Here is a 21,193-nt window from a genome sequence, read left to right as displayed (position 1 = left end):
TGAGGGGCGGTGGGACCTCGGTCTCGCCGCCCTTCGGCGTTCTCTACGATTCCCCGCATGAGGGATCGCTGGGAAGAACGCACACAGGCACCGCTGCTCGTGCTCGCCGTGGCGTTCGGCGTCGCGTACGCCGTGCCGATCGTGGCTCCCGGCGCCGCCCCCTGGGTGCACCGGCTGTGCACCCATGTCGAGTGGGCGGTCTGGGCGGCCTTCGCCCTCGACTATCTGGTCCGGCTGTCCATCGCCCCGGCCCGCTGGGCCTTCGTCCGCTCCCACCCCCTCGATCTGCTCGCGGTCGTGCTGCCGATGGTGCAGCCGCTGCGGCTGCTGCGGGTCGTCTCCACACTCCTCCTCGTCGGCCGACGGGCCCGGATGGCCCCTCAGATAACGCTGACCACCTATGTGGCGGGGGCGGTCGTCGGGCTGATGATGTTCGGCTCGCTGGCCGTGCTGCACGTCGAGCGGGACGCCCCCGACGGCAACATCAGGACGCTCGGGGACGCGGTCTGGTGGTCGTTCACCACGATGACCACCGTCGGCTACGGCGACCACGCCCCCACCACGGGTCTCGGCCGGGTCCTCGCGGTGGGCCTGATGCTCTCGGGCATCGCCCTTCTCGGTGTCGTCACCGCCAACATCGCCGCCTGGTTCATCTCCCGCTTCGACCGCGACGACGCGGTGGAGCGCCGTCAGACCGAGCTGCTGGAAACGCTGACCCTGGAGGTCCGCGAACTGCGCGCGGAGGTCGCCCGGCTGTCGGTCCCGGCGGGGGTGGTCACGGACAGCGTCGCCCCGGCGGCTGTTCCCGCGCCGCACGAACCCCAGGACGTCGCCGCCGTCCCTACCGCTCCCACAGCTTGAACGCTCTGACCTCGTAGGGCGTCTGCGGCACCCAGGTCCCGCGCCCCGGGTACGTCTCGAACTCGCCCGTCTCCGCGCACTCGGCGGACTGGTACGTGGTGACCGGTCGTCCCGTGCGGTTGGCGAGGGACTGGGCCGAGGTGCCCGGCGGCAGCGCGACACAGCTCTCGATGTCGGTCGTGGCCAGCTCGTGGCTCTGCGCCCTGCCCTTGAAGTCGGGCTTGGGCCAGAGGCAGAGCCGGCCCGGCCCGCAGGCCCCCAGAGCGGTCCCGGACGGCACGGCCGCCGCCGGGACCGCGGGGACGGCGGTCAGAAAGGCGGTCAGGACGGCCGCGACGGCCAGTGCGGTCTTCGTATACACGTACATGCTGATGAACCCCCGTTCAGTCACTCTCTGTAATCAAAAGCATGGCGGAGGTCACCCGGAGACGGAAGAGGGGCCGCCCCCGTTCACGCGAACGGGTGACGGCCCCTTACGGGAACCCCGAGGGACGTCAGATGTGACCGCCCATGCCGCCCGCCTCCGCGTTCGCGCCGCGCTTGGTGAGCGTGGCGACGAGGGCCGCGACGACGGCGACGACACCGGCGACGGTGAAGGCAAGACCCATGCCGTCGAGGAAGGTGTCGTGGATGACGCCGGTGATCTGCTGGAGGAGGTCGGGGGTCATCCCCGGCGCCTGGGCCAGCTCCGGCGGGGCCATGCCGAACTCGGCGGCCTGCTCCAGACGCGGGTCGACCGGGGCCTGGATGCCGGCGTCCTTCCAGTTGCCCTCGAAGGCGTCGGAGACCTTGGAGGACATGACGGCGCCGAGCACCGCCGTACCGAGCGCGCCGCCGACCTGCATGCCGGCCTGCTGGAGACCGCCGGCCACGCCGGAGAGCTCCAGGGGCGCGTTGCCGACGATGACCTCGGTGGCGCCGACCATGACCGGGGCGAGCCCGAGACCCAGCAGCGCGAACCAGAGGGACATGACGAAGGTGCCGGTGCCGGCGGAGAGCGTGATCATGCCGAACATCGCGACGGCCGTGCAGACCATGCCGCCGACCAGCGGCACCCGCGGGCCGAACTTGGTGATCAGCGCACCCGCGAGCGGCGAGGAGACGATCATCATCGCGGTCAGCGGCAGCAGGTGCAGACCGCTGTCGACCGGGCTGAGCCCCTTCACTCCCTGGAGGTAGAAGGTCACGAAGAACAGGCCGCCCATGAAGGCGAAGGCCATCAGGACCATCAGCACCACACCGGCCGAGAGCGGCACGGAGCGGAACATGGCCAGCGGGATGAGCGGCTCCTTGACCTTGGTCTCCCAGAAGGCGAAGACCGCGAAGAGCAGCACCGCGCCGAGCAGGCCGCCCCAGGTCTTGCCGCTCGACCAGCCCCAGGACTCACCGGCCTTGATGAGGCTCCAGACGAGGGAGGCCATGGCGCCGGAGAGCAGCAGGATGCCGAGGACGTCGAAGGAACGCGGTGCGTTCTCCGCGCGGTGGTCCTTGAGGATGACGAGGCCGAGGACGAGCGCGAGGACGCCGACCGGCACGTTGATGAAGAAGACGGACTGCCAGCTGACGTGCTCGACGAGCAGGCCGCCGACGATCGGGCCGCCCGCGGTGGACGCGCCGATGACCATGCCCCAGATGCCGATGGCCATGTTCAGCTTCTCGGCGGGGAAGGTGGCGCGCAGCAGGCCGAGCGCGGCCGGCATGAGCAGGGCGCCGAAGAGGCCCTGGAGGACACGGAAGGCGATCACGGCCCCGATGGAGTCGGAGAGGCCGATGGCGCCGGAGGCGAGGGCGAAGCCGGCGATGCCGATGAGGAAGGTCTGCCGGTGGCCGAAGCGGTCACCGAGCTTGCCGGCGGTGATCAGCGCGACGGCCAGGGCGAGCAGATAGCCGTTGGTGATCCACTGGACCTGGGCGAGGGAGGCGCCGAGGTCGGTCTTGATGGCGGGGTTGGCGATGGCGACGATCGTGCCGTCGAGCGCGACCATCATGACGCCGACCGCGACTCCGAACAACGTCAACCACGGATGGCCACGCAGTCCCTTCGCCGGGGCCGGTACGGGTTCCCGGGCGTCCCCCTGGCCCTGCGGGGCCTTTTCCACGGTGGTCTGACTAGTCATGCGAACGAGGCTAGTGACAGTCACTGACAATTGACAAAGCGATTCACACGCCGGTAACTGTCACGTAGCTCACAGGTAGGCTGAGCCGGACGAAATGCGTGAAAAGAGGATCCTGACGTGACCTTGCCCGGCCTGCGGGAGCGGAAGAAGCAACGTACGCGCGAGGCGCTGATCAAGGTGGCCCTCGAGCTCTTCACCACGCACGGCTACGAGCGGACGACCGTCGACGAGATCGTCGACACCGTCGAGGTCTCCCAGCGCACCTTCTTCCGCTACTTCTCCTCCAAGGAGGAGGTCGCCTTCGCCGTCCAGCACATGGTGGAGGAGCGTTTCATCGAGGCCCTCCGGCAGCGGCCCCCCGGCGAGGGCCCGTTCGACGCCATGCGCAACGCCGTGCTCTCCGGCTGGGACACCATCGGCGACGCCATCACCGAGGTCGTACCGCTGGAGCTCTATCTGCGCTCCTTCCAGCTGATCGAGTCGACGCCCGCGCTGCTCGCCGTCCATCTGCGCCGCTCCACGGAGATGGAGGAGACCCTCGCCCGGATCATCGCCGAGCGGGAGGGCCTCGACGTCGACGCGGACCCGCGCCCCCGGATCGCGGTGGCGGCGTTCAGCGGTGTGATGCGTGTGACAGGCCAGCTGTGGGGGCGGGGTACGGACCAGAGCCTGGAGGCCATCCGCGCCCTCACCGAGCGGTATCTGGACCACCTCGGACCGGCCCTGGCACCCCGCTGGCGCGACCGGATCTAGAGGGCCTGGCGGTCGCGGGCGGTCGGGTCGTTCACCCAAGCCCCGGTCGGGGTCGTTCACCCGCGCCCCGTAGGGTGGCCGCCCGTGACCCCCGTCGAAGCCGACTCCCCCACGCTGGTCGTCCTGCGCACCCTGCTCGCGCTCGCCGTCGTGTTCGTGCTGCTCACGACCACCGGCTGGACGACGATCAAGCACCGTCCGGCGCCCGGCCCGTCCCGCGAGGCCGCGCTCGCCGCCTGGGCCCGCGACCGGATCGACCACCGCCCCCTGCCGGGACCGACCACCTCCGCCAGGGGCATCGCCGCGTTCTTCGCCCGGCTCGGCCACGCGCGCGCGGCCGGGCTCGCCGAACGGCATCCGCTCGTCGTCGGCAATCTCGACGGCGCCCCGGTCGCGCTGCGCTACCGCGCCAACCGGATCACCCTCGGCCGCGCGCTCACCGTCGAACGGGGCAGGATCCACGACACCCGGCTCTCCGCCGACGGACGGCACGAGGCGCAGCGGCGCCTCGACCGCTTCGTCTCGCTGATGCGGCCCGGCCGGCAGATCCTCGCCTTCGACCCGACCGGTACGGGGCGGACGGCCGAGGTCCTCGGGGACCTGACGCGGGCCCGGCACGTCTCGGTGATCGTGCCCGGCGTCGACACCAACCTCCTCACCTTCCAGAAGACCCACGGCCGGTACGGGGCTCCCGCCGGCATGGCCCGGTCCCTCTACCGCGCCGAGCGGCGGGCCTCGCCCGGCGCCAGGGTCGCCGTGATCGCCTGGGCCGACTACACCTCGCCCGCCGGGGTCGGCGTCGACGCGATGACCGGACGCCTCGCCGAGGGAGGCGCCGCACGGCTCGTCCGGCTGACCGAGGCGCTGCCCGGCGACGCGCGCGTGGCGCTGTTCTGCCACAGCTACGGCTCCGTGCTCTGCGGGGTCGCCGCGCCCCGGCTCCCCGCCCGGGTGACGGACCTGACGGTGGCCGGAAGCCCCGGGATGCGGGTGGAACGGGCGGCGGAACTCCGCACCCCCGCGCGCGTGTGGGCGATGCGGGACGCCGACGACTGGATCGCGGGCGTGCCGCACGTGGAGGTGGGTGGAGTCGGGCACGGGGCCGATCCGGTGGCCCCGGAGTTCGGCGCCCGGCTGCTGTCGGCCCGTGGCGCCATCGGCCACAGCGGCTATTTCGAGCCGGGCACCGAGAGCCTCGGCAACTTCGCCGCGATAGGCGTCGGCTCCTACGGGACGCTGGTCTGCGCACGTGCCGACAGCGCTTGCCACGGGGGAATATCCGGTACGGAAGGGCGCTGACGCGCGTAGATCACGTAATTTCGGGACCTTTCACGGGGGCGACGCACGGGCACGCGCCGCTTACGATGAGGCGTATGGGTGATGTGCTGGCCGGAATTCATGCCACCTGGGAGTTCGAGAGTGACGCCCTCGTCATCCGCTTCGACCGGGGGAACCGTGCGCCAAGGCTCTTCAGCGTGCTGCGCGAACGACGTGTACCGCACGAGGCGCTGGCGTCCGTGACGCTCTCGCCCGGCAAGCGGGGCACCGTCGTGCTGCACGCCGTGCCGAGACCGGGCGCCGATCCGCTGATGGAGGCGGCCGCGGGGCAGCTCTCGGAGAACTGCGACCCGTACCGCCTGGTGCTGCCGGCGGACCGGGAGACGCTCGCCGAGTACTACCAGGACGAGCTACGGGCCGTACTCGGGCCCGGGACGGCGGGGGCGGTGTACTCCGACGGCCCCCCGGACGGGGGCGACGTGACGCCCGCCGACCGTTTCCTCGTGGCGCCGCCGCAGGGTCCGCAGTCCTTCAAGGCGTACGACGGGAAGGCCGGCTTCGACGGGCAGTCGGAGGTCTCGTTCCGCTGGTCCTGGACGGGAGCGTCCTCCGAGAAGTGGAAGGCGGGTGACCAGTTCTTCCACGTACGTGATCTCTGCGGGGTCGAGTGGCGCTCGCCGGACGTCCTGGACGGGCATCTGCGGCTGATCCCCCGGGGTGGCGAACCCCGCGCGTCCCAGCCCGACCGTGACCCCGGCTCCGTCGTGTTCGGCCTCGGTTACGGGCCGGTGCACCTGTCCCTCCCCTTCGCGGCGGCCGTCCTCGCGGCGATCAGGACCTCGGACCGCGTCCCGGCGCGCACGGCCGCCGCTCCCGGGGTCGTCGCTGAAAGGATTCGGCACCTGGGTGAACTGCATCAGGCGGGACTGGTGACGGACGAGGAGTTCTCGGCGAAGAAGGCGGAACTCCTCGCGGAGCTGTAGCCCTAGCCCCGGCCTCATACCCCGGTATCAGGGCAGAGCCCGGTCCCCGGTATGACGTCGGGGGCCGGGCCCGCTGCCTACCCTGAGCTGGTCATGGCTACCGAACCGCGGCACGAGCCGCCCACCAGCACCCTGCGGCAGCTCAGCACCCGGACACGCGAGATGTTCCAGGGGCTCGGGACCGCGCTCACCACGCCCAGCACACCGGGGGCGCCCCTCCTCGCCGAGGCCGCCTCGCGGTGGGTGCGCTTGCTGCCGTACGTCGTCGCCCTCGCGTTCGTCGCCTCGCTGCTCCCCACCACGGTCCACCTCCTCGCCGGGGACTACGGGGTCAACGGCGCGCTCGCCGGGGCCATCGGCACCGCCCAGACCGCGCCGCTGCTGCTCGCCGTCGCGCGCCCGCTCCAGGCCTGGTGGATCATCTTCGCCGCCGATGTGCTCGGCGCGGTCGCGCTGCTCGCCGCCGACGGCCCGCGCGCCGAGCTCTGGCCGTGGACCCCGCCGATCGTCGTCGGCTACTGCGCGCTGATGATCGCGCTCGGCCTGCGCGAATCCCGCCGGGCGCTGTTCGGGGTGTGGCTGGCGACCGGCGTCGCCGGGTACGTCCTGGAGGTCTTCCGACCGGCCGGGTACACCAGCGTCCACACCCTGCTCGTCGTCCTCAGCGGCGTGCTGCTCCTCCTCACCTCGGCGGTACGCGCGCGTGGCGACGCCCAACGGCGGCTCGTCGAGCAGGAGACCATCAGCGAGGCCGAGCGGGCCCGCCGCACGCTCCTGGAGGAGCGGGCCAGGATCGCGCGCGAGCTGCACGACGTGGTGGCCCACCACATGTCGGTGATCACCGTGCAGGCCGACTCGGCCCCGTACCGCATCCCCGACCTCCCGGACGCGGCGCGCGAGGAGTTCACCTCGATCGCGTCGAGCGCGCGCGAGTCGCTGGCCGAAATGCGACGGTTGCTGTCCGTGCTGCGCAGTGACGGCAGTGAGGGCGAGCGGGCCCCGCAGCCGGGTCTCGACCGGGTCCAGCAGCTCGTCGAGGCGACCGTACGGGCGGGGGTGCCGGCCGAGCTGCGGCTCGCCGCCGACCTCGGCGACGTACCGCAGACGGTGGACCTGTCCGCGTACCGGATCGTGCAGGAGGCCCTCGCGAACATCGTCCGGCACGCACCGGGGGCGCCGACCCGGGTGTCGGTCCGGGCGGAGGGCGGATGGCTGACGGTCCTCGTCGTCAACGGGCCCTCGACGGAGGCGGATTCCGCGGTGGAACGCGGCGCGTCCGGCACCGGGCACGGGCTCGTCGGCATGAGGGAACGCGTACGGTTGACGGGCGGCTCGCTCGACACCGGGCCGCTGCCGGACGGCGGCTTCCGGGTCGCCGCGCGGCTGCCGCTGACCCCGGACCCGACCCCCGCCGTGGCGACGCCCCCGGCCGGGGACCCGGCACCGGCCACGGCCACGGCTCCGCCCCCGGCTCCGACCCCGACCTCGCCCCCGACCGTCAAGGACTCCGAGTGACCATCCGCGTGATCATCGTCGACGACCAGGCCATGGTGCGGGCCGGATTCGCCGCGCTGCTCGCCGCGCAGCCCGACATCGACGTCGTGGGCGAGGCCCCGGACGGGCGGCAGGGCATCGACGTGGCACGCTCGACGCACCCGGACGTGGTCCTCATGGACGTGCGGATGCCGGAGCTGGACGGGCTCGCCGCCGCCCGGGAGATCCTCCACCCGCCGACCGGGGTCACCCACCGGCCGAAGGTCCTCATGCTGACCACCTTCGACGTGGACGACTACGTGTACGAGGCGCTGCGCGCCGGCGCCTCCGGCTTCCTCCTGAAGGACGCGCCGCCGGCGGACCTGATCGCGGCGGTACGGGTGGTGGCGGCGGGCGAGGCCCTGCTCGCCCCGTCCGTGACCCGACGGCTCATCGCCGACTTCGCCGCCTCCCGTCCCGCGCCGCGCAAGGACACCACGGCGCTGCGCCTGAACGGGCTCACCCCGCGCGAGACCGAGGTCCTCGAACTCATCGCCCGCGGCCTGTCCAACCAGGAGATCGCGGACCACCTCGTCCTCGCCGAGCAGACGGTGAAGACCCACATCGGCCGGGTACTGGCCAAGCTGGACCTGCGCGACCGGGCGCAGGCGGTGGTCTTCGCCTACGAGTCGGGGCTCGTGACTCCGGGCACGTCCTGACGCCCGGGTAGCTGCCCCCTGGGTGGCTGTCCCCGGGTAGCTGCCCCCGGGGTAGCTGCCCCCGGGGTAGCTGCCCCCGGGGGTAGCTACCCCCCAGGTGGCTTTCCTCCAGGTGGCTTTCCCCCGGGGGAAAACCCCACCCCGCACCTGGTGTTGCCTGCTCCTCCACCCCCTACCCCGGTATCGGACGGGAGTTGGCCCCCCGGTGTGACGTGCCGTCACCCGTCGTCTTCCTACCTTCCTCTCGCCAGCGAACGAGCGAGTACCGGAGAGGGAGGGCGACCCCATGCGCCGTATTTCGAGGACCCTGATCACCGCGGCCCTGGTGACCGCCGTGGTCGGCGGGACGGCCGGCTGGGCGTCCGGTGACAGCCAGGAGGCCGTCACCGGGGCGCCGGTCGGGACGGCGGAGTGGCGGGCCGCCGGGCTGCCGGACCCTGAGCGGATGGACCCGGCCGGGGTGGCGCGGTTCTTCGCCGGCCTGAGCCCCGTACGGCAGCGGGAGCTGACCCGGACGCACCCGACGGTCGTCGGGAACCTCGACGGGGCACCCCTGGAGCTGCGGTACGAGGCCAACGCCCGCACCACGCGCGGGGCGTTCGGCGGTGCGCGGGTCCTCGCCCACGACGCGCGCGGCCGCGGCCAGGTGGCCCTGGTGTACGGGGATCTGACACGGGCCGAGCACATCGCGGTGATCGTGCCCGGCTCGGACATCGACGCGGACCACGTGCGGCCGCTCACGGACATGGCGGCCGAGCTGCGCCGGGAGACCGGCGGCGACACGGCGGTCGTCGCCTGGGCCGGGTACACCACCCCGGTCGGCGTCGGTCTGGACGCGGCCACCGGCCGGCTCGCCGAGGCCGGGGCGGACCGGCTCACCCGCTTCGTGGACGGTCTCGCAGCCGTCGGGGCGGCCGAGCCGTCCGTGTTCTGCCACAGCTACGGCTCCGTGGTCTGCGGCCTCGCCGCCCACGATCTGAAGGCCAAGGACCTGGTGGTCTTCGGCTCGCCCGGGATGCGCGCCGACCACGTGAACGAGCTCGGCACCTCCGCCCGTGTCTGGGCGGCGAAGGATCCCACCGACTGGATCGACCGGATCCCGAACGTCGAGGTCGGGGACCTCGGCCACGGCGCCGACCCCGCCGACCCGGCGTTCGGGGCCCGCCGGATCGCGGCCGACGACGCGACCGGCCACGGCGGCTACTTCGCGCCGGGCACCTCCTCGCTGCGCGCCTTCGCCGCGATCGCCGAGGGAGACGTCCGATGAGCGCCCTCGCGACCATGGCCCGCCGCACGGCACAGAAGATCGAGTCGGGCACCCCCGCCCACCGCGACCGGGCGATCGACGGGCTGCGCGCCCTGGCCCTGCTCGCCGTGCCCACCGGGCACTGGCTGCTCGGCGGGTTCACACTCTCCTCGGACGGCGCGATCCACAACGCCAGCCCGCTGGGTACGTTCGCGGGGCTCGCGCCGGTCAGCTGGATCCTCCAGATGCTGGGCATCTTCTTCCTGGTCGGCGGCTACGCCTCCGTCCTCTCGTACCGGCGCAGGAAGGGCTCCACGCGCGCGTGGCTCAGTGCCCGGCTCGCACGGCTCGGCCGCCCGGTCCTCGGCGTCACGGCCGTCTGGGCGGCGCTGCTGCCCGTGCTGCACTTCGGGTTCGACGTGCCCGTGGACACCCTGCGGACCGCGTCCACGCTGGTGATCCAGCCGCTGTGGTTCGTCGGGGTGTACACGGTGGTCACCGCGCTCACCCCGCTGTGCGTCCGGGCGGCCCGCCGCCTCGGGGTGTGGGCCGCGGCCCCGCTGCTCGGCTCGGTCGCCGTCGTCGACTTCCTGCGGTACGGCCCGTACGCCGACGCCGTACCGTCCTGGCTCAGCCTTCTCAACATCCTGCCCGGCTGGCTCTTCGCGTATCAGCTCGGCGTCTCCTGGGGCGAGGGCCGGGTCACCAAGCGGCACGCCCGGGGGCTGCTGATCGGTGGGGCCGCGCTCTTCGCCGCCCTGCTGCTCGCCTTCGGCTACCCCGCCTCGATGGTCGGCGTCCCCGGCGAGGCCCGCACCAACTCCCACCCGCCGTCGCTGCTCGTCCTCGCCCTCGCTGCCACGCAGAGCGGCGCCGCGATCCTGCTCAGGGACCGGCTCGGCAAGCTCCTGAGGCGGCCCGTGCTGTGGGCGCCGGTCGTGGTCGTCAACCTCTCGGCGATGACGATCCTGTGCTGGCACCAGACGGCGATGCTCAGCGCGGCGATCCCCGCCTCGTACCTCGGGGAGGTCCCGGGTCTGGTCGGCGCACCGGACTCGGTCGGCTGGATCCTGGCGCGGCTGGCGTGGATGCCGGTCTTCGCCGGACTGCTCGTCCTGATCGGGCGGTACGCACGCGGGTTCGAGTCGCCCTGGGCGAGGACCGGTCCGGGCCGCCGCACCCTCGCGGGCCTGCTCGCGGCGGGATTCGCGGTCTTCGCCCTGGGGCTCGCGTGACCGACGGACCCGACGCGAGCCGCAGCCCCTCCGAGGCCGGAGTGACCGACGGACCCGACGCGAGCCGCAGCCCCTCCGAGGCCGACGGGCGGGCCGTCGGCCCGCGCGAGCCGTCAGGCCTCGCGCGCCACCGCGGTGAAGCGCATGTCCGGGTAGCGGTCGCCCGCCACCAGGCCGGCGATCGGCTCCAGTTCCGCCAGCTCGGCGGCGGTGAGGGTGATACGCGTGGCGGCGGCGTTCTCCTCCAGCCGGGAGCGCTTGCGGGTGCCGGGGATCGGGACGACCGTCAGGCCGTGCGCGGAGGCCCGCTGCTGCACCCAGGCGAGGGCGATCTGCGCCGGGGTCGCGCCGTGCGCGGCGGCGATCTTGCGGACCGGGTCGAGCAGGGCGGCGTTCCGTTCGGCGTTCTCGCCGGTGAACCGGGGCTGGTGCCGGCGGAAGTCGCCGCCCGTCAGGTCCTTGGCGGCGTCCGCGAACGCCCCGGTGAGGAAGCCGCGGCCGAGCGGCGAGTACGGCACGACGGTGACGCCGAGTTCGGCGGCGGCGCCGACGGCGCTGCGCTCCACGTCCCGGGAGAAGAGCGACCACTCCGACTGGAGGGCCGCGATCGGGTGGACGGCGTGGGCCTCGCGCAGTTCGGGCCCGGTGACCTCGCTGAGGCCGAGGTGCTTGACCTTGCCCTCCCGGACCAGTTCGGCCATCGCGCCGACGGACTCGGCGAGCGGGACCTCCGGGTCGCGGCGGTGCATGTAGTAGAGGTCGATGGTCTCGATGCCGAGGCGGCGCAGGCTGCCCTCCACGGCGGCCCTGATGTACGCGGGGTCGTTGCGGATCCCCCGGTAGGCGGGGTCGTCGGCCCGACGCTCCAGGGCGAACTTGGTGGCGAGGGTGACCTCGTCGCGGTGGGCGGCGAGGAACGGGGCGAGGAACCGCTCGTTGGCGCCGCTGCCGTAGGCGTCGGCGGTGTCGATCAGGGTGACGCCGGCCTCCAGGGCCGCGTCGAGGGTGTCGCGGGCGGCTGCCTCGTCGGTGTCGCCGTAGAACTCGCTGATGCCCATGGCGCCGAAGCCCTGGACGCCGATCTCGGGTCCGTCCTGGCCGCCGAGACGTACGGTGTCGATCCTGGTCATGAAGGTGTTCCTCCGCAGACGGTCCCATAGTGGCTGATCTTGATGTCGAGCACGGCGAGCGTGTCCTGGAGCTCGGTGATCCGGGAGAGCACGTCCCTCCTGGTGGCCTCCAGGAGCTCCCGTCGTGCCTCCCGGGTGTGGTCGCCCTCGCGCACCAGCTCGGCGTACCGGACCATGTCTGCGACCGGCATCCCCGTCAGCCGCAGCTTGCCGACGAACGCGAGCCAGCTCAGGTCCTGCTCGGTGAAGCGGCGCTGGCCGGTGTGGGAGCGGTCGACGTGCGGCATGAGACCGATCCGCTCGTACCAGCGCAGGGTGTGTGCCGAAAGACCGGTCAGCGCGGAGACCTCGCTGATGGTGTGGTGTGTCCGGGTTCCGCTCGGGTTCGGGCTCGTGCTCGTGCTCGTGCTCGCCATCACGCTCATGACCCCCACGCTAAAACGTTGGAGTGCACTCCAAGCAAGTAGGCTCGGCTCCATGCAGAGCAGCGTGCCGAGCCTGGCGTCGATCGAGAACTGGCCCGTCCCCACCGCGGCGGCCGCCGTGGTCCGCGCGGACGGCACCCTGGCCGGGTCGCACGGCCCCACCGGGCAGCGCTTCCCGCTCGCCTCCGTCACCAAGCCGCTCGCGGCGTACGCCGTCCTCGTCGCGTACGAGGAGGGGGCGATCGACCTCGACGAGCCGGCCGGTCCCGAGGGGGCGACCGTGCGCCATCTCCTCGCCCACACCTCGGGGCTCGCGTTCGACGAGAACCGGGTCATGGCAGCGCCGGGCACCCGCCGGATCTACTCCAACACCGGTTTCGAGGCCCTCGGCGACCACCTCGCCAAGGCGACCGACATCCCCTTCGCCGAGTACCTGCACCAGGCGGTCCTGGCGCCGCTGGGCATGACGTCGACGACGCTGGAGGGTTCGCCCGCCAAGGACGCCGTCTCCACCGTCGACGACCTGGTGCGGTTCGCCGCCGAGGTGCAGGCGCCGCGGCTGCTCGACCCGCGCACCGTCCTGGACGCGATGAGCGTCACCCACCCCGGCCTGACCGGCATCCTGCCCGGTTACGGGCACCAGCGGCCCAACGACTGGGGCCTCGGCTTCGAGATCCGCGACGGCAAGTCCCCGCACTGGACGGGCGCCACGTCCTCGCCGCGCACCTTCGGGCACTTCGGGCAGTCCGGCACGTTCCTGTGGATCGACCCGGACGCGCGCGCCGCGTGCGTGGCGCTGACCGACCGGCCCTTCGGGGCGTGGGCGGTCGAGGCCTGGCCGCCGTTCACCGACGCGGTCCTCGCCGATCTGCGTACCGCCTGAGGCTCGGCTGCTCGTCGTACCGCCCGAGGCTCGGCTACTCGTCGCAGCGGGCGGTGGGCAGGATGCCGTCCGGGCCGCTGAGCGACACCTCGACCAGGCCGGCCGGGTGCTCCGCGTAGGCGGTCGTGCACACCAGCTGGCGGACGCCCGCCTCCGGCAGCTTCTTGACGGGGAAGGGCGCCCGGACCCAGATCAGCCGGCGCGCCGGGGTCCCCGTCGAGGGATTCGCCGGCAAAGGACCCTCCGTCGCCTGCAACATGGTCGGGCTCCCCGCCTTCGGTCCGGGCAGGGCGGTGGTGATGCCCGCCGCGGCCTCGTTCGCCCCGGGGCCGGCGAGGAGCATGGCGAGGATCTTGTCGGTGACGATCCCGCCGCGGCGCAGGTCGTCGCGGGATATCTCGTAGTCCGGGCCGAACGGGTCGGTCGGGGTGTGTTCTCCCGAGTCCTCCGGCGGGGAGGTGACCTCCGGGCCGGGGTGATCGAGATCGCGGGTCACCGGCATGGACCGGCCGTCGGGGCCGACGAAGTAGAGCACGAGCCTGTCCTCGGGTACCGGCTGGACGTGGAGCGTCGCCGCCCCGCCCGCCTCGACGACGTCGCTCTTCTGTATGCCGCAGCCGGCCAGCGCCGGCGGCGTCAGCAGGGCGAGCAGGGCGACGGCCGCCGTTCTGCGGCGCCCCCGCCGCCGCGCAGCGCCCCCGCCCGCCCGGCCGAGGTGGACGACCGTGGCTCCCGGGCCCTTCACAGCGGCATCCGCACCGTGAAGACCGCCCCGCCCTCGGGGGCGTTGGCGGCCGTGACCGTGCCTCCGTGGAGCCGTACGTTCTCCAGGGTGATCGCGAGGCCGAGGCCGCTGCCCGCCGAGCGGGTACGGGCCTGGTCCGCCTTGTAGAAGCGGTCGAACACGTGCGGCAGGACGTCCGGGTGGATGCCGGGACCCCGGTCGGCGACCTCCGTCACCAGCTGGTCCCCCTCCGCCCACAGCCGGACCGTCACCGGCGCCTCGCCGTGCCGCAGCGCGTTCCCGACGAGGTTGGCGACGACGACGTCGAAGCGGCGCGGGTCGAGCCGGGCCCTGATCCCCTCCGTGAGGTACGGGAAGACCTGTGCCGGGTCGGTCCAGTGCCGGTGCTGGAGGGTCTTGCGGACACAGTCGGCGGCGTCGACCTCGTCCGTGTGCAGCTCGGCGGCGCGGGCGTCGAAGCGGGAGATCTCCATGAGGTCTTCGACGAGCACGGCGAGCTTCCCGGTTTCCGCGCTGATCAGACGGACGGCGCGGGCGGTGTCGCTGTCGAGGCTCCCGGCGTCCTCGTCGAGGACCTCGGTGACGGCGAGCATCCCGGCGAGCGGGGTGCGGAGTTCGTGCGAGACGTCGGAGGCGAAGCGGCGGGCACGGGCCTCGGCGTTGCGGAGTTCCGCGACGGAACGTTCCAGCTCGGCGGCCGACTCGTTGAACGTCCGGGCAAGATCGGCGAGTTCGTCGCTGCCCTTGGCATGGATACGGGTGTCGAGCCGGCCGCGGCCCATGCTGTGGGCCGCGTGGCGCAGCTCCCGTACGGGCCGGAGCACGCCGCGCGCGGCGATCAGTGCGGGGATCAGGGCGACGGCGAGCGCGGGCAGGGCGCCGTCGCGGGCGGCCATGACCATCGCCTCGATGTTCGCCTCCTCCTCGGCGAGTTCCATGACGGCATAGAACACGAGACCGGTGCGCTGCGGCGGCCCTTCGGGGGAACGGGCCAGGAAGACGGCGGGCACGGCGATCGTGAGGTACGGGGTGCCGTTCTTGACCACCCGCTGGAAACTGCCGTGCGGGACGGCCTCGTCGTCGGCGGCGCGGGCGCGCAGCTCCGGCGTGATGACGGAGGAGGTGGGCCGGTCGGTGGAGGAGACGCGGAGGGTGCCGTACTCGGCGTAGACGCGCCAGGCGCGGGGCTTGCCCTGGCCGGCGATCCTCATGAGCGAGTCCCGCAACGAGTCGGGGTCGACGGGCAGGTCGATGCCGAGGGCGTCGATCTGCTCGCGGAAGGCGGAGACGGCGGTGTCCTGGGTCTGCTCCAGGATGGCGTTGCGGGCGGCCCGGTAGGTGAGCGTCGCCGTGGTGCCGCAGCCGACGGCGGCGACGAGCAGGAAGGCGAGGACGAGCCGGGTGCGGAGCCCGAAGGGGTGTGGCCGCAGCCGCGGGCTCCGGCCCCCGCGCCGGGAGGCGCGCCCGTGCCCCGCGGTCCCGTGCCCGTCACCACGGGCGTGACCGCCGTGCTCCTCCCGCCCGGCGTGGACGTGTCCCTCCTGCCCGGCGTCCTCGTCCGGGGTGACGCAGGCCTTCACAGCGGTCCCAGCGGACCGAAGCGGTAGCCGAAGCCGCGCAGGGTCTGGATGTAGCGGGGTTCGCCCGGGGTGTCCTCGATCTTGTTCCGCAGCCGGCGGACGCAGGCGTCGACCAGCCGGGCGTCCCCGTGGTAGCTGTGCTCCCAGACGTGTTCGAGGAGCTGCTGCCGGCTGAAGACCTGCTCGGGCGCGGCCGTGAGGTGGAGCAGCAGCTTCAGCTCGGAGGGGGCGAGGGCGATCCGCTCGCCCGCCTTGGCGACGGTGAGACCGGCGCGGTCGATGGCCAGCTCGCCGTGGAACTCGACGGCGGCCCGGCCGCCGGCCGGCTCCTCGATGCGCCGCAGCACGGCCCGGATCCGCGCCTCGATGACCTCGGTACGGGCGGGCTTGACAATGTAGTCGTCGGCGCCTGCCTCCAGGCCGATGACGACGTCGAAGTCGTCGCCGCGGGCGGTCAGCATGATGATCGGCAGCTGGCTGCTCTCGCGGACCCGGCGGCAGACCTGCACGCCGTTGATGCCGGGCAGCATGAGGTCGAGCAGCAGCAGATCCGGCCGGAACTCCGCGAGCGCGTCGAGCCCGGCCTCCCCGGTGGCGGCGGTGCGCACCTCGTGCCCGCGGCGCCGGAGCCCGAGCTCGACGCCTTCGCGGACGGAGGGGTCGTCTTCTATCAGGAGCACGCGGGGCATCTGTGAAGTATCCAAGGTCGAAGGGCCCCTCCTGCCGGAGGGGGTGGCTCAGGTGCGGTGGGCGAGGCCGCGCAGTCGGCCGCTCCCGGCCCCGATGAGGGCCTGGACCTCGGTGAGCCGGAGGGGCTGGGCGAGGACGGCGAAGACGGTGAGGACGGTCAGCGCTCCGGCGATCCCGGAGGGTACAGCCCCGGCGGGGCCGGTGAGGTCGGTGATGAGGAGCCCGTAACCGGCGGCGGGCACGGCGACGAACAGCAGCCGCGCGAGCGCGGAGCCGGAACCGCCGGAGCCCGGCCCGCTCCCCTTGAGCCGCCTCCGCAGCACGTATGCCGTGAGGCCCCAGCCCGCCCAGAGCGCGAGCGTGTACCCGGCGGCCATGCCGGTGACGGCCCACCGGGTGGGCAGGTAGTGGAAGGCGGCGCAGGACAGCCCCGCGTTGAGGCCGGCGATCACCAGGTTGAGCAGGAACGGGGTACGGGTGTCCCGCAGCGCGTAGAAGGCGCGGTTGCACACGTACTGCCCGGAGAGGGCGACGAGGCCGGGCGCGAAGGCCATCAGGATCCAGGACATCGCGCGGATGTCGTCGCCGCTGGTCGCCCCGTACCGGAAGACGACCGTCATCAGCGGGACGGCGAGCGCGAGGAGGGCGCAGGCCGCCGGGACGACGGCGGCCTGGCTGGTCCGCAGGGCGTACGAGACGTCCCGGCGGACCCCCGCGAGGTCGCCGTCGGCGGCGGCGGCGCTCATCCGGGGCAGCAGCGCGGTGACGAGGGAGACCGTGATGATGCCGTGCGGGACGGACCACAGCAGATAGGCGTTGTTGTACGCGGCGAGGCCGCCGCCGCTGACCGTGCCGCCCGCCGAGGTGGCGAGCAGGGTGGTCACCCAGTACGCGCCCTGGTTGGTGAGGACGAGCAGGACCAGCCAGCCGGCCGAGCGCAGCGGTGTGGCGAGGCCGCTGCCGCGCCAGTCGAAGCGGGGCCGCCAGCGGAAACGGGCGGCGCGCAGCGAGGGCACGAGGGCGAGGGCCTGGAGCACGATGCCGGCGGTGGTGCCCCAGCCGAGCAGGGCGGTCTCCCCGGGGGTGAGGGCGCCGCCGTCGCTGACCACGAGGAAGAGGGCGAAGACGGAGACGACGACCACGTTGTTGAGGACGGGGGTCCACATCATGGCGCCGAAGCGGCCCCGGGCGTTGAGGACCTGTCCGAGCAGGGTGAAGAGGCCGAGGAAGAAGATCTGCGGCAGGCACGCGCGCGCGAAGGCGAGGGTCATCTCCCGCTGCTCGCCGACGTAGTCGGTGTACGTGTCGACGATCAGGGGCGCGGCGAACACCGCGGCGGCGGTGAGGGCGACGAGGGCGAGCACGCAGAGGGTGAGCAGCCGGTCGGTGTAGGCGACTCCGCCGTCCTCGTGCTCCTTGGCGGCCTTGACCAGCTCGGGGACGAAGACGGCGTTGAGGGCGCCGCCGAGGAGGAGCGTGTAGATGATGGTGGGGACGGTGTTGCCGACCGCGTAGCCGTCGGCGACGGCGGCCGCGCCGAGCGCGGCGGCGACGACGGAGGCGCGGACGAAGCCGGTGGCCCGGGAGACGAGCGACCCGGCGGCCATGAGCGCGCCGCTGCGCAGCGCGGACGGGGTGGCCTTCGCCCGGCGCCTGCCGGGCCGTTCGGCGGTGAGCGTGGCCGTCATCGGCGGGCCATGTACGCCTGGAAGGCGCGGAACAGCGCGTGGTTGGTCGTGCCCTGCATCGGTGTCTCCCACTCCCCCAGCGTCTCGACGACCTGTCCGCCCGTACCGAGCTTCCAGCGGAGCAGCCCGTGGGCACGGTCGCCCGGGTCGAGGGTGGAGGGTACCCCGCGCAGGTCGTAGACGGCGGCGCCGAGGGCGTGGGCGTCGAGGAGCATGCGCCACTGGAGGGCGTTGGAGGGCCGGACCTCGCGCCGGTGGTCGGCGGACGCGCCGGTCTGGTACCAGACGCGTCCGCCGACGGTGACCATGGTGTGGGCGGCGAGGATCTCGCCCTCGTGGCGGGCGAGGTAGAGCTTCATCCGGCCGGGGTGTTCGGCGTTGAGGACGGCGTACTGGCGCTCGTAGTAGGCGAGGGAGCGGCCGAGCCGGAAGCCGTCGCGCTCCTCGGTGATGCGGAGCAGCCGGTAGAACTCGGGGAGGTCGGCGGCGGAGCCGACGGTGATCTCGACTCCGGACTTGCGGGCCTTGCGGACGTTGCGCCGCCACTCCTGGTTGAGGCCGGTCCACAGGTCGTCGGGGGTGCGTCCGGTGAGCGGCACCTGGAAGACGTGCCGGGGCTGGGCGTCGGCGCCGTCCTCCGACTCCCCGCCGCAGCGGCGCCAGCCGCGTGCGCGGAGCCGTTCGGCGACGGCGGTCCCCAGCGGGTCGACCTCGTCGGCGAGGACGTCGGAGAGCCGGCGGCCGGGTCCGGTGGCGGCCTTGACGGTGGCGGCGTTCCACCGCCGGTAGGCGGGCCCGGGGCCGATGCGTACGGCGAAGGCGCCGCAGGAGCGGAGGTGGCCGAGGAGCGGGGCGAGCCAGCTGTCGATGTCGGCGTCGGCCCAGTCGGCGACGGGGCCTTCGGGCAGGTAGGCGAAGTACTTGCGGGTGCCGGGGAAGGGCCGCAGGAGGACGAGGGCGACGCCGGTCAGTGCGCCGGACTCGGGTCCCCAGCCGATCAGTTGGTGCTGCCAACCGTCCTTCACCTGGGCCCAGGCCGGGACTTGGAGGAAGCTGGGCCCGTCCGCACCGGAGCGGGACGCGAGGAAGGCGCGGTAGACCTCGGGGGTCACTTGGCCGAGCCGCAGGGCGCGGCGCTCGGTGGGTGCGGCCGTCACGAGCAGGGCTGACACAACGGGAGCCTCCTTGTTCCGCCCCTCGGTGGTGGGGCGCACAGCAGGCTCACAGCCGAATTCGACGGAGTCGCGCGTCGTTTGTGACCGGACGATGACCGTTCTGCCGCAGCCCTTGTCATACGGGCCCCGGGCCCCCCGTGCGGCGCGGGAAGCGACCTACAGTCCGAAACATCCCACTCACTCCTCATCACTGCGGAGGTCTCCCGTGCTGCGCATACGCACGCCCCGTCCCGTTCTCGCGGCAGTAGCGCTGACCGTCTCCCTGACGGCCTGTACGGCTCAGGCGGCGAGCGGTCCCGCGGGGACCGGTGCTCCCGCGGCGGACGCGTCGAAGGCCCCGCCGGCGAAGGTGACGGTGGTGGACCCGGCGGCCGGCGTCCCGGTGACGGTGACCGCGACGGGCGGCACGATCTCCGAGGTGAAGGTCGTGGACGCGGACGGCGGATCGCTCGCGGGGCGGGCGGCCGCGGGCGGCACCCGCTGGGTCTCGGACCGCAAGGCGGCGCCGGGGACCAGGTACACGGTGGAGGTCGTCTCGCGTACGGCCGACGGCAAGGAGTCGACCACCCGGTCCTCCTTCGAGACGGCCGAGGCGGACAAGGTCAACAAGCTGACCCTCGCCCCCGGCAAGAACACCACCGTCGGCATCGCCCACCCCGTCTCGATCGTCTTCGACCTGCCGGTGACGAAGAAGGCGGACGTGGAGAAGCAGCTCAAGGTGACCACCTCGAACGCGACGGAGGGGTCCTGGGGCTGGGTCAAGGACCACTCGGGCCGGGACAGGGCGGACTGGCGCCCCCGTACGTACTGGAAGCCGGGCACGAAGGTCACCCTGGAAGCGGACCTGAACGGCACGGACTCGGGCGGCGGTTGGTTCGTACGCGACTACCGCACCGGCTTCACGATCGGCGCGGCGCAGATCGTCAAGGTCGACCTGGACCGCCACAAGCTGACCCTGGACAAGGACGGGCGCACGGTCCGTACGATCCCGGTCTCCGGCGGCACCCCGGGCGGCGACAAGCGGTCCTGGCGGGGCACGGCCGTGCTGATGGCGAAGGAGGGGACCATCAACATGAATTCGGAGACGGTCGGGCTCGGGGACGCGTACGACAAGGACGTGGACTACTCGATGCGCCTGACCTGGTCGGGGATGTACGCACACGCAGCCCCGTGGAACGCCCGGTACTTCGGCAACGCCAACATGAGCTCCGGCTGCATCGGCATGAGCGACGCCGACGCCGCGTCCTTCTACGGCGCGGTGAACGTCGGCGACCCCTTCGAGATCACCGGCAAGGACACCAAGGGCACGGTCGCCGAGGGCAACGGCTACGGGGCGTGGAACCTGAGCTGGGAGCAGTGGAGGAAGAAGAGCGCGCTCGCCTGAAGGGCCGGCCCTCGGTCGATCAGCCGAGGGCCTTGCGCCAGTCCCGCATCTCCCAGATCAGGACCTCCGCATCGGTCGTGGCGACGAGGGTGCGCCCCCGGACGTCGGTGATCGGGGCGTCGGCGATCCGGGCATCGGCGATCCGGGCGCCGGCGATCCGGGCGTCGGTGATCCGGGCGTCGGCGATCCGGGCGGCGTCGCCGGGGGCGAGGTCGTCGCCTTCGAGCCGGACCGTGCCCCGTACGACATGGACGTACGCGAAGTCGGCGGCCGGTACGGGGACGGTCTCGCCCGCCGCGGGGCGGTGGACGTGCAGCCGGGCGTCCGCCTCCGGGAGGTCGTACGGCTCCGAGAGCCCGCGCACCACCTCGTACGAGGGCTCCCCGCCCGGCGACAGCGGTGCGAGCCACATCTGCACGAAGACGAGCGGCACGTCGGCGTCGTTGCGTTCGACGTGGCGGACTCCCCCGGCGGAGCTCAGCCGCTGGAGGTCGCCGGGGCGGACGACCGTGGTGTGGCCGGCCGTGTCGTGGTGGGTGAGTTCCCCCTCGACGACCCAGGTGACGATCTCGGTATGGCTGTGCGGATGCTCGTCGAAGCCCGCGCCGGGCGCGAGCCGCTCCTCGTTGCAGGCGAGGAGGGCGCCGAAGCGGAGGTTGTCGGGGTCGTAGTGCGGCCCGAAGGACAGGGCGTGCCGGGTCTCGATCCCGGCGGCCGGGTCACCCCCGGGGTACCGCTCCGCCGTGCGCTGGATGCGTATCACGCGTCCTACGGTAGTGCGCCGCCACGAGACGCTCCGGGGGTTGCGGCGGGGTCGAGCCGCCGGCC

General features: G+C 73.0%; 20 protein-coding genes. 10 read left to right on the top strand and 10 right to left on the bottom strand.

Annotated elements, in window-relative coordinates; translation table 11 throughout:
- Nucleotides 1-57: 57 nt before the first annotated feature.
- On the top strand, nt 58-861 hold the full coding sequence (locus tag N5875_RS26815) for a potassium channel family protein (RefSeq protein WP_318211007.1): 804 nt from the start codon (nt 58-60) through the stop codon (nt 859-861).
- On the opposite strand, the gene N5875_RS26810 is transcribed toward N5875_RS26815, so the two are convergent.
- Entirely contained in the window at nt 842-1,228 is a 387-nt protein-coding gene (locus tag N5875_RS26810) for a peptidase inhibitor family I36 protein (RefSeq protein ID WP_318211008.1), read from the bottom strand. The genes N5875_RS26815 and N5875_RS26810 overlap by 20 nt on opposite strands.
- A 127-nt stretch (nt 1,229-1,355) precedes the next feature.
- Nucleotides 1,356-2,978, bottom strand: a complete 1,623-nt coding sequence (locus tag N5875_RS26805; RefSeq protein WP_318211009.1) for an MFS transporter — start codon at nt 2,976-2,978, stop codon at nt 1,356-1,358.
- A 117-nt stretch (nt 2,979-3,095) separates the two neighbouring features.
- On the opposite strand from N5875_RS26805, the gene N5875_RS26800 reads away from it, so the two are divergent.
- From N5875_RS26800 to N5875_RS26770, 7 genes are all read left to right on the top strand, one after another.
- Complete coding sequence (locus N5875_RS26800; protein WP_318211010.1) at nt 3,096-3,731, top strand: TetR family transcriptional regulator; 636 nt, start codon at nt 3,096-3,098, stop codon at nt 3,729-3,731.
- Nucleotides 3,732-3,815: 84 nt separating this feature from the next.
- Nucleotides 3,816-5,030 carry an alpha/beta hydrolase gene (locus N5875_RS26795; RefSeq protein ID WP_318211011.1) on the top strand — a complete coding sequence of 405 codons (1,215 nt, stop codon included), beginning with the start codon at nt 3,816-3,818 and terminating at the stop codon, nt 5,028-5,030.
- Nucleotides 5,031-5,104: 74 nt separating this feature from the next.
- On the top strand, nt 5,105-5,992 hold the full coding sequence (locus N5875_RS26790) for a DUF4429 domain-containing protein (protein ID WP_338496619.1): 888 nt from the start codon (nt 5,105-5,107) through the stop codon (nt 5,990-5,992).
- A gap of 162 nt (nt 5,993-6,154) precedes the next feature.
- Nucleotides 6,155-7,507 carry a sensor histidine kinase gene (locus N5875_RS26785; RefSeq protein ID WP_318211215.1) on the top strand — a complete coding sequence of 451 codons (1,353 nt, stop codon included), beginning with the start codon at nt 6,155-6,157 and terminating at the stop codon, nt 7,505-7,507.
- Nucleotides 7,504-8,184, top strand: coding sequence for a response regulator transcription factor (locus tag N5875_RS26780; protein WP_318211013.1), 681 nt, complete (start codon nt 7,504-7,506; stop codon nt 8,182-8,184). The genes N5875_RS26785 and N5875_RS26780 overlap by 4 nt, the downstream gene beginning before the upstream one ends.
- A 286-nt stretch (nt 8,185-8,470) precedes the next feature.
- Complete coding sequence (locus tag N5875_RS26775; RefSeq protein WP_338496616.1) at nt 8,471-9,451, top strand: alpha/beta hydrolase; 981 nt, start codon at nt 8,471-8,473, stop codon at nt 9,449-9,451.
- Nucleotides 9,448-10,665 carry an acyltransferase gene (locus N5875_RS26770; RefSeq protein ID WP_318211015.1) on the top strand — a complete coding sequence of 406 codons (1,218 nt, stop codon included), beginning with the start codon at nt 9,448-9,450 and terminating at the stop codon, nt 10,663-10,665. The genes N5875_RS26775 and N5875_RS26770 overlap by 4 nt, the downstream gene beginning before the upstream one ends.
- Nucleotides 10,666-10,778: 113 nt before the next feature.
- Here N5875_RS26770 and N5875_RS26765 read toward each other — a convergent pair whose 3' ends face one another.
- On the bottom strand, nt 10,779-11,795 hold the full coding sequence (locus N5875_RS26765; protein WP_318211016.1) for an aldo/keto reductase: 1,017 nt from the start codon (nt 11,793-11,795) through the stop codon (nt 10,779-10,781).
- Nucleotides 11,792-12,211: a MerR family transcriptional regulator gene (locus N5875_RS26760; RefSeq protein WP_318211216.1), complete on the bottom strand. Its 420-nt coding sequence runs from the start codon at nt 12,209-12,211 to the stop codon at nt 11,792-11,794. Before N5875_RS26760 ends, N5875_RS26765 begins: the two co-directional genes overlap by 4 nt.
- A gap of 61 nt (nt 12,212-12,272) precedes the next feature.
- Here N5875_RS26760 and N5875_RS26755 point away from each other — a divergent pair, with 61 nt between their 5' ends.
- The gene (locus tag N5875_RS26755; RefSeq protein WP_318211017.1) at nt 12,273-13,103 is read left to right on the top strand and encodes a serine hydrolase domain-containing protein; all 831 of its coding nucleotides are present in this window, start codon (nt 12,273-12,275) and stop codon (nt 13,101-13,103) included.
- Between the two features lie 34 nt (nt 13,104-13,137).
- Here N5875_RS26755 and N5875_RS26750 read toward each other — a convergent pair whose 3' ends face one another.
- The 5 genes from N5875_RS26750 to N5875_RS26730 all read right to left on the bottom strand — a co-directional run bounded on the left by N5875_RS26750 (nt 13,138) and on the right by N5875_RS26730 (nt 18,978).
- Complete coding sequence (locus N5875_RS26750) at nt 13,138-13,848, bottom strand: hypothetical protein (protein ID WP_318211018.1); 711 nt, start codon at nt 13,846-13,848, stop codon at nt 13,138-13,140.
- Nucleotides 13,845-15,278 (bottom strand): HAMP domain-containing sensor histidine kinase, encoded by a 1,434-nt coding sequence (locus tag N5875_RS26745; RefSeq protein ID WP_338499267.1) that lies wholly within the window; start codon nt 15,276-15,278, stop codon nt 13,845-13,847. The genes N5875_RS26750 and N5875_RS26745 overlap by 4 nt, the downstream gene beginning before the upstream one ends.
- Before the next feature lie 146 nt (nt 15,279-15,424).
- A complete protein-coding gene (locus N5875_RS26740; RefSeq protein WP_318211019.1) occupies nt 15,425-16,117 on the bottom strand; it encodes a response regulator transcription factor in 693 nt (230 codons plus the stop codon).
- A 48-nt stretch (nt 16,118-16,165) separates the two neighbouring features.
- A complete protein-coding gene (gene murJ / locus N5875_RS26735; RefSeq protein WP_338496613.1) occupies nt 16,166-17,806 on the bottom strand; it encodes a murein biosynthesis integral membrane protein MurJ in 1,641 nt (546 codons plus the stop codon).
- Nucleotides 17,803-18,978 carry a peptidoglycan bridge formation glycyltransferase FemA/FemB family protein gene (locus tag N5875_RS26730; protein WP_318211021.1) on the bottom strand — a complete coding sequence of 392 codons (1,176 nt, stop codon included), beginning with the start codon at nt 18,976-18,978 and terminating at the stop codon, nt 17,803-17,805. The genes murJ and N5875_RS26730 overlap by 4 nt, the downstream gene beginning before the upstream one ends.
- 208 nt (nt 18,979-19,186) lie before the next feature.
- On the opposite strand from N5875_RS26730, the gene N5875_RS26725 reads away from it, so the two are divergent.
- The gene (locus tag N5875_RS26725) at nt 19,187-20,365 is read left to right on the top strand and encodes an Ig-like domain-containing protein (protein WP_338496610.1); all 1,179 of its coding nucleotides are present in this window, start codon (nt 19,187-19,189) and stop codon (nt 20,363-20,365) included.
- A gap of 19 nt (nt 20,366-20,384) precedes the next feature.
- Here the strand turns inward: N5875_RS26725 and N5875_RS26720 are convergent, their stop codons facing one another.
- Complete coding sequence (locus tag N5875_RS26720) at nt 20,385-21,128, bottom strand: pirin family protein (protein WP_338496608.1); 744 nt, start codon at nt 21,126-21,128, stop codon at nt 20,385-20,387.
- Nucleotides 21,129-21,193: the final 65 nt, after the last annotated feature.

Origin of the sequence: Streptomyces sp. SJL17-4 (assembly GCF_036826855.1) — a bacterium.
GTDB lineage: Bacteria > Actinomycetota > Actinomycetes > Streptomycetales > Streptomycetaceae > Streptomyces.
Note: the sequence above shows the minus strand (reverse complement) of the source record. Positions and strands in the feature narration are given on the sequence as shown.

Bases quoted from the DNA above. Each gene is read 5' to 3' on its own strand.
- murJ (WP_338496613.1), bottom strand. From the start codon at position 17,806: ATGACGGCCACGCTCACCGCCGAACGGCCCGGCAGGCGCCGGGCGAAG.
- N5875_RS26805 (WP_318211009.1), bottom strand. From the start codon at position 2,978: ATGACTAGTCAGACCACCGTGGAAAAGGCCCCGCAGGGCCAGGGGGAC.
- N5875_RS26810 (WP_318211008.1), bottom strand. From the start codon at position 1,228: ATGTACGTGTATACGAAGACCGCACTGGCCGTCGCGGCCGTCCTGACC.
- N5875_RS26740 (WP_318211019.1), bottom strand. From the start codon at position 16,117: ATGCCCCGCGTGCTCCTGATAGAAGACGACCCCTCCGTCCGCGAAGGC.
- N5875_RS26775 (WP_338496616.1), top strand. From the start codon at position 8,471: ATGCGCCGTATTTCGAGGACCCTGATCACCGCGGCCCTGGTGACCGCC.
- N5875_RS26760 (WP_318211216.1), bottom strand. From the start codon at position 12,211: ATGGCGAGCACGAGCACGAGCACGAGCCCGAACCCGAGCGGAACCCGG.
- N5875_RS26765 (WP_318211016.1), bottom strand. From the start codon at position 11,795: ATGACCAGGATCGACACCGTACGTCTCGGCGGCCAGGACGGACCCGAG.
- N5875_RS26770 (WP_318211015.1), top strand. From the start codon at position 9,448: ATGAGCGCCCTCGCGACCATGGCCCGCCGCACGGCACAGAAGATCGAG.
- N5875_RS26785 (WP_318211215.1), top strand. From the start codon at position 6,155: ATGTTCCAGGGGCTCGGGACCGCGCTCACCACGCCCAGCACACCGGGG.
- N5875_RS26815 (WP_318211007.1), top strand. From the start codon at position 58: ATGAGGGATCGCTGGGAAGAACGCACACAGGCACCGCTGCTCGTGCTC.
- N5875_RS26790 (WP_338496619.1), top strand. From the start codon at position 5,105: ATGGGTGATGTGCTGGCCGGAATTCATGCCACCTGGGAGTTCGAGAGT.
- N5875_RS26755 (WP_318211017.1), top strand. From the start codon at position 12,273: ATGCAGAGCAGCGTGCCGAGCCTGGCGTCGATCGAGAACTGGCCCGTC.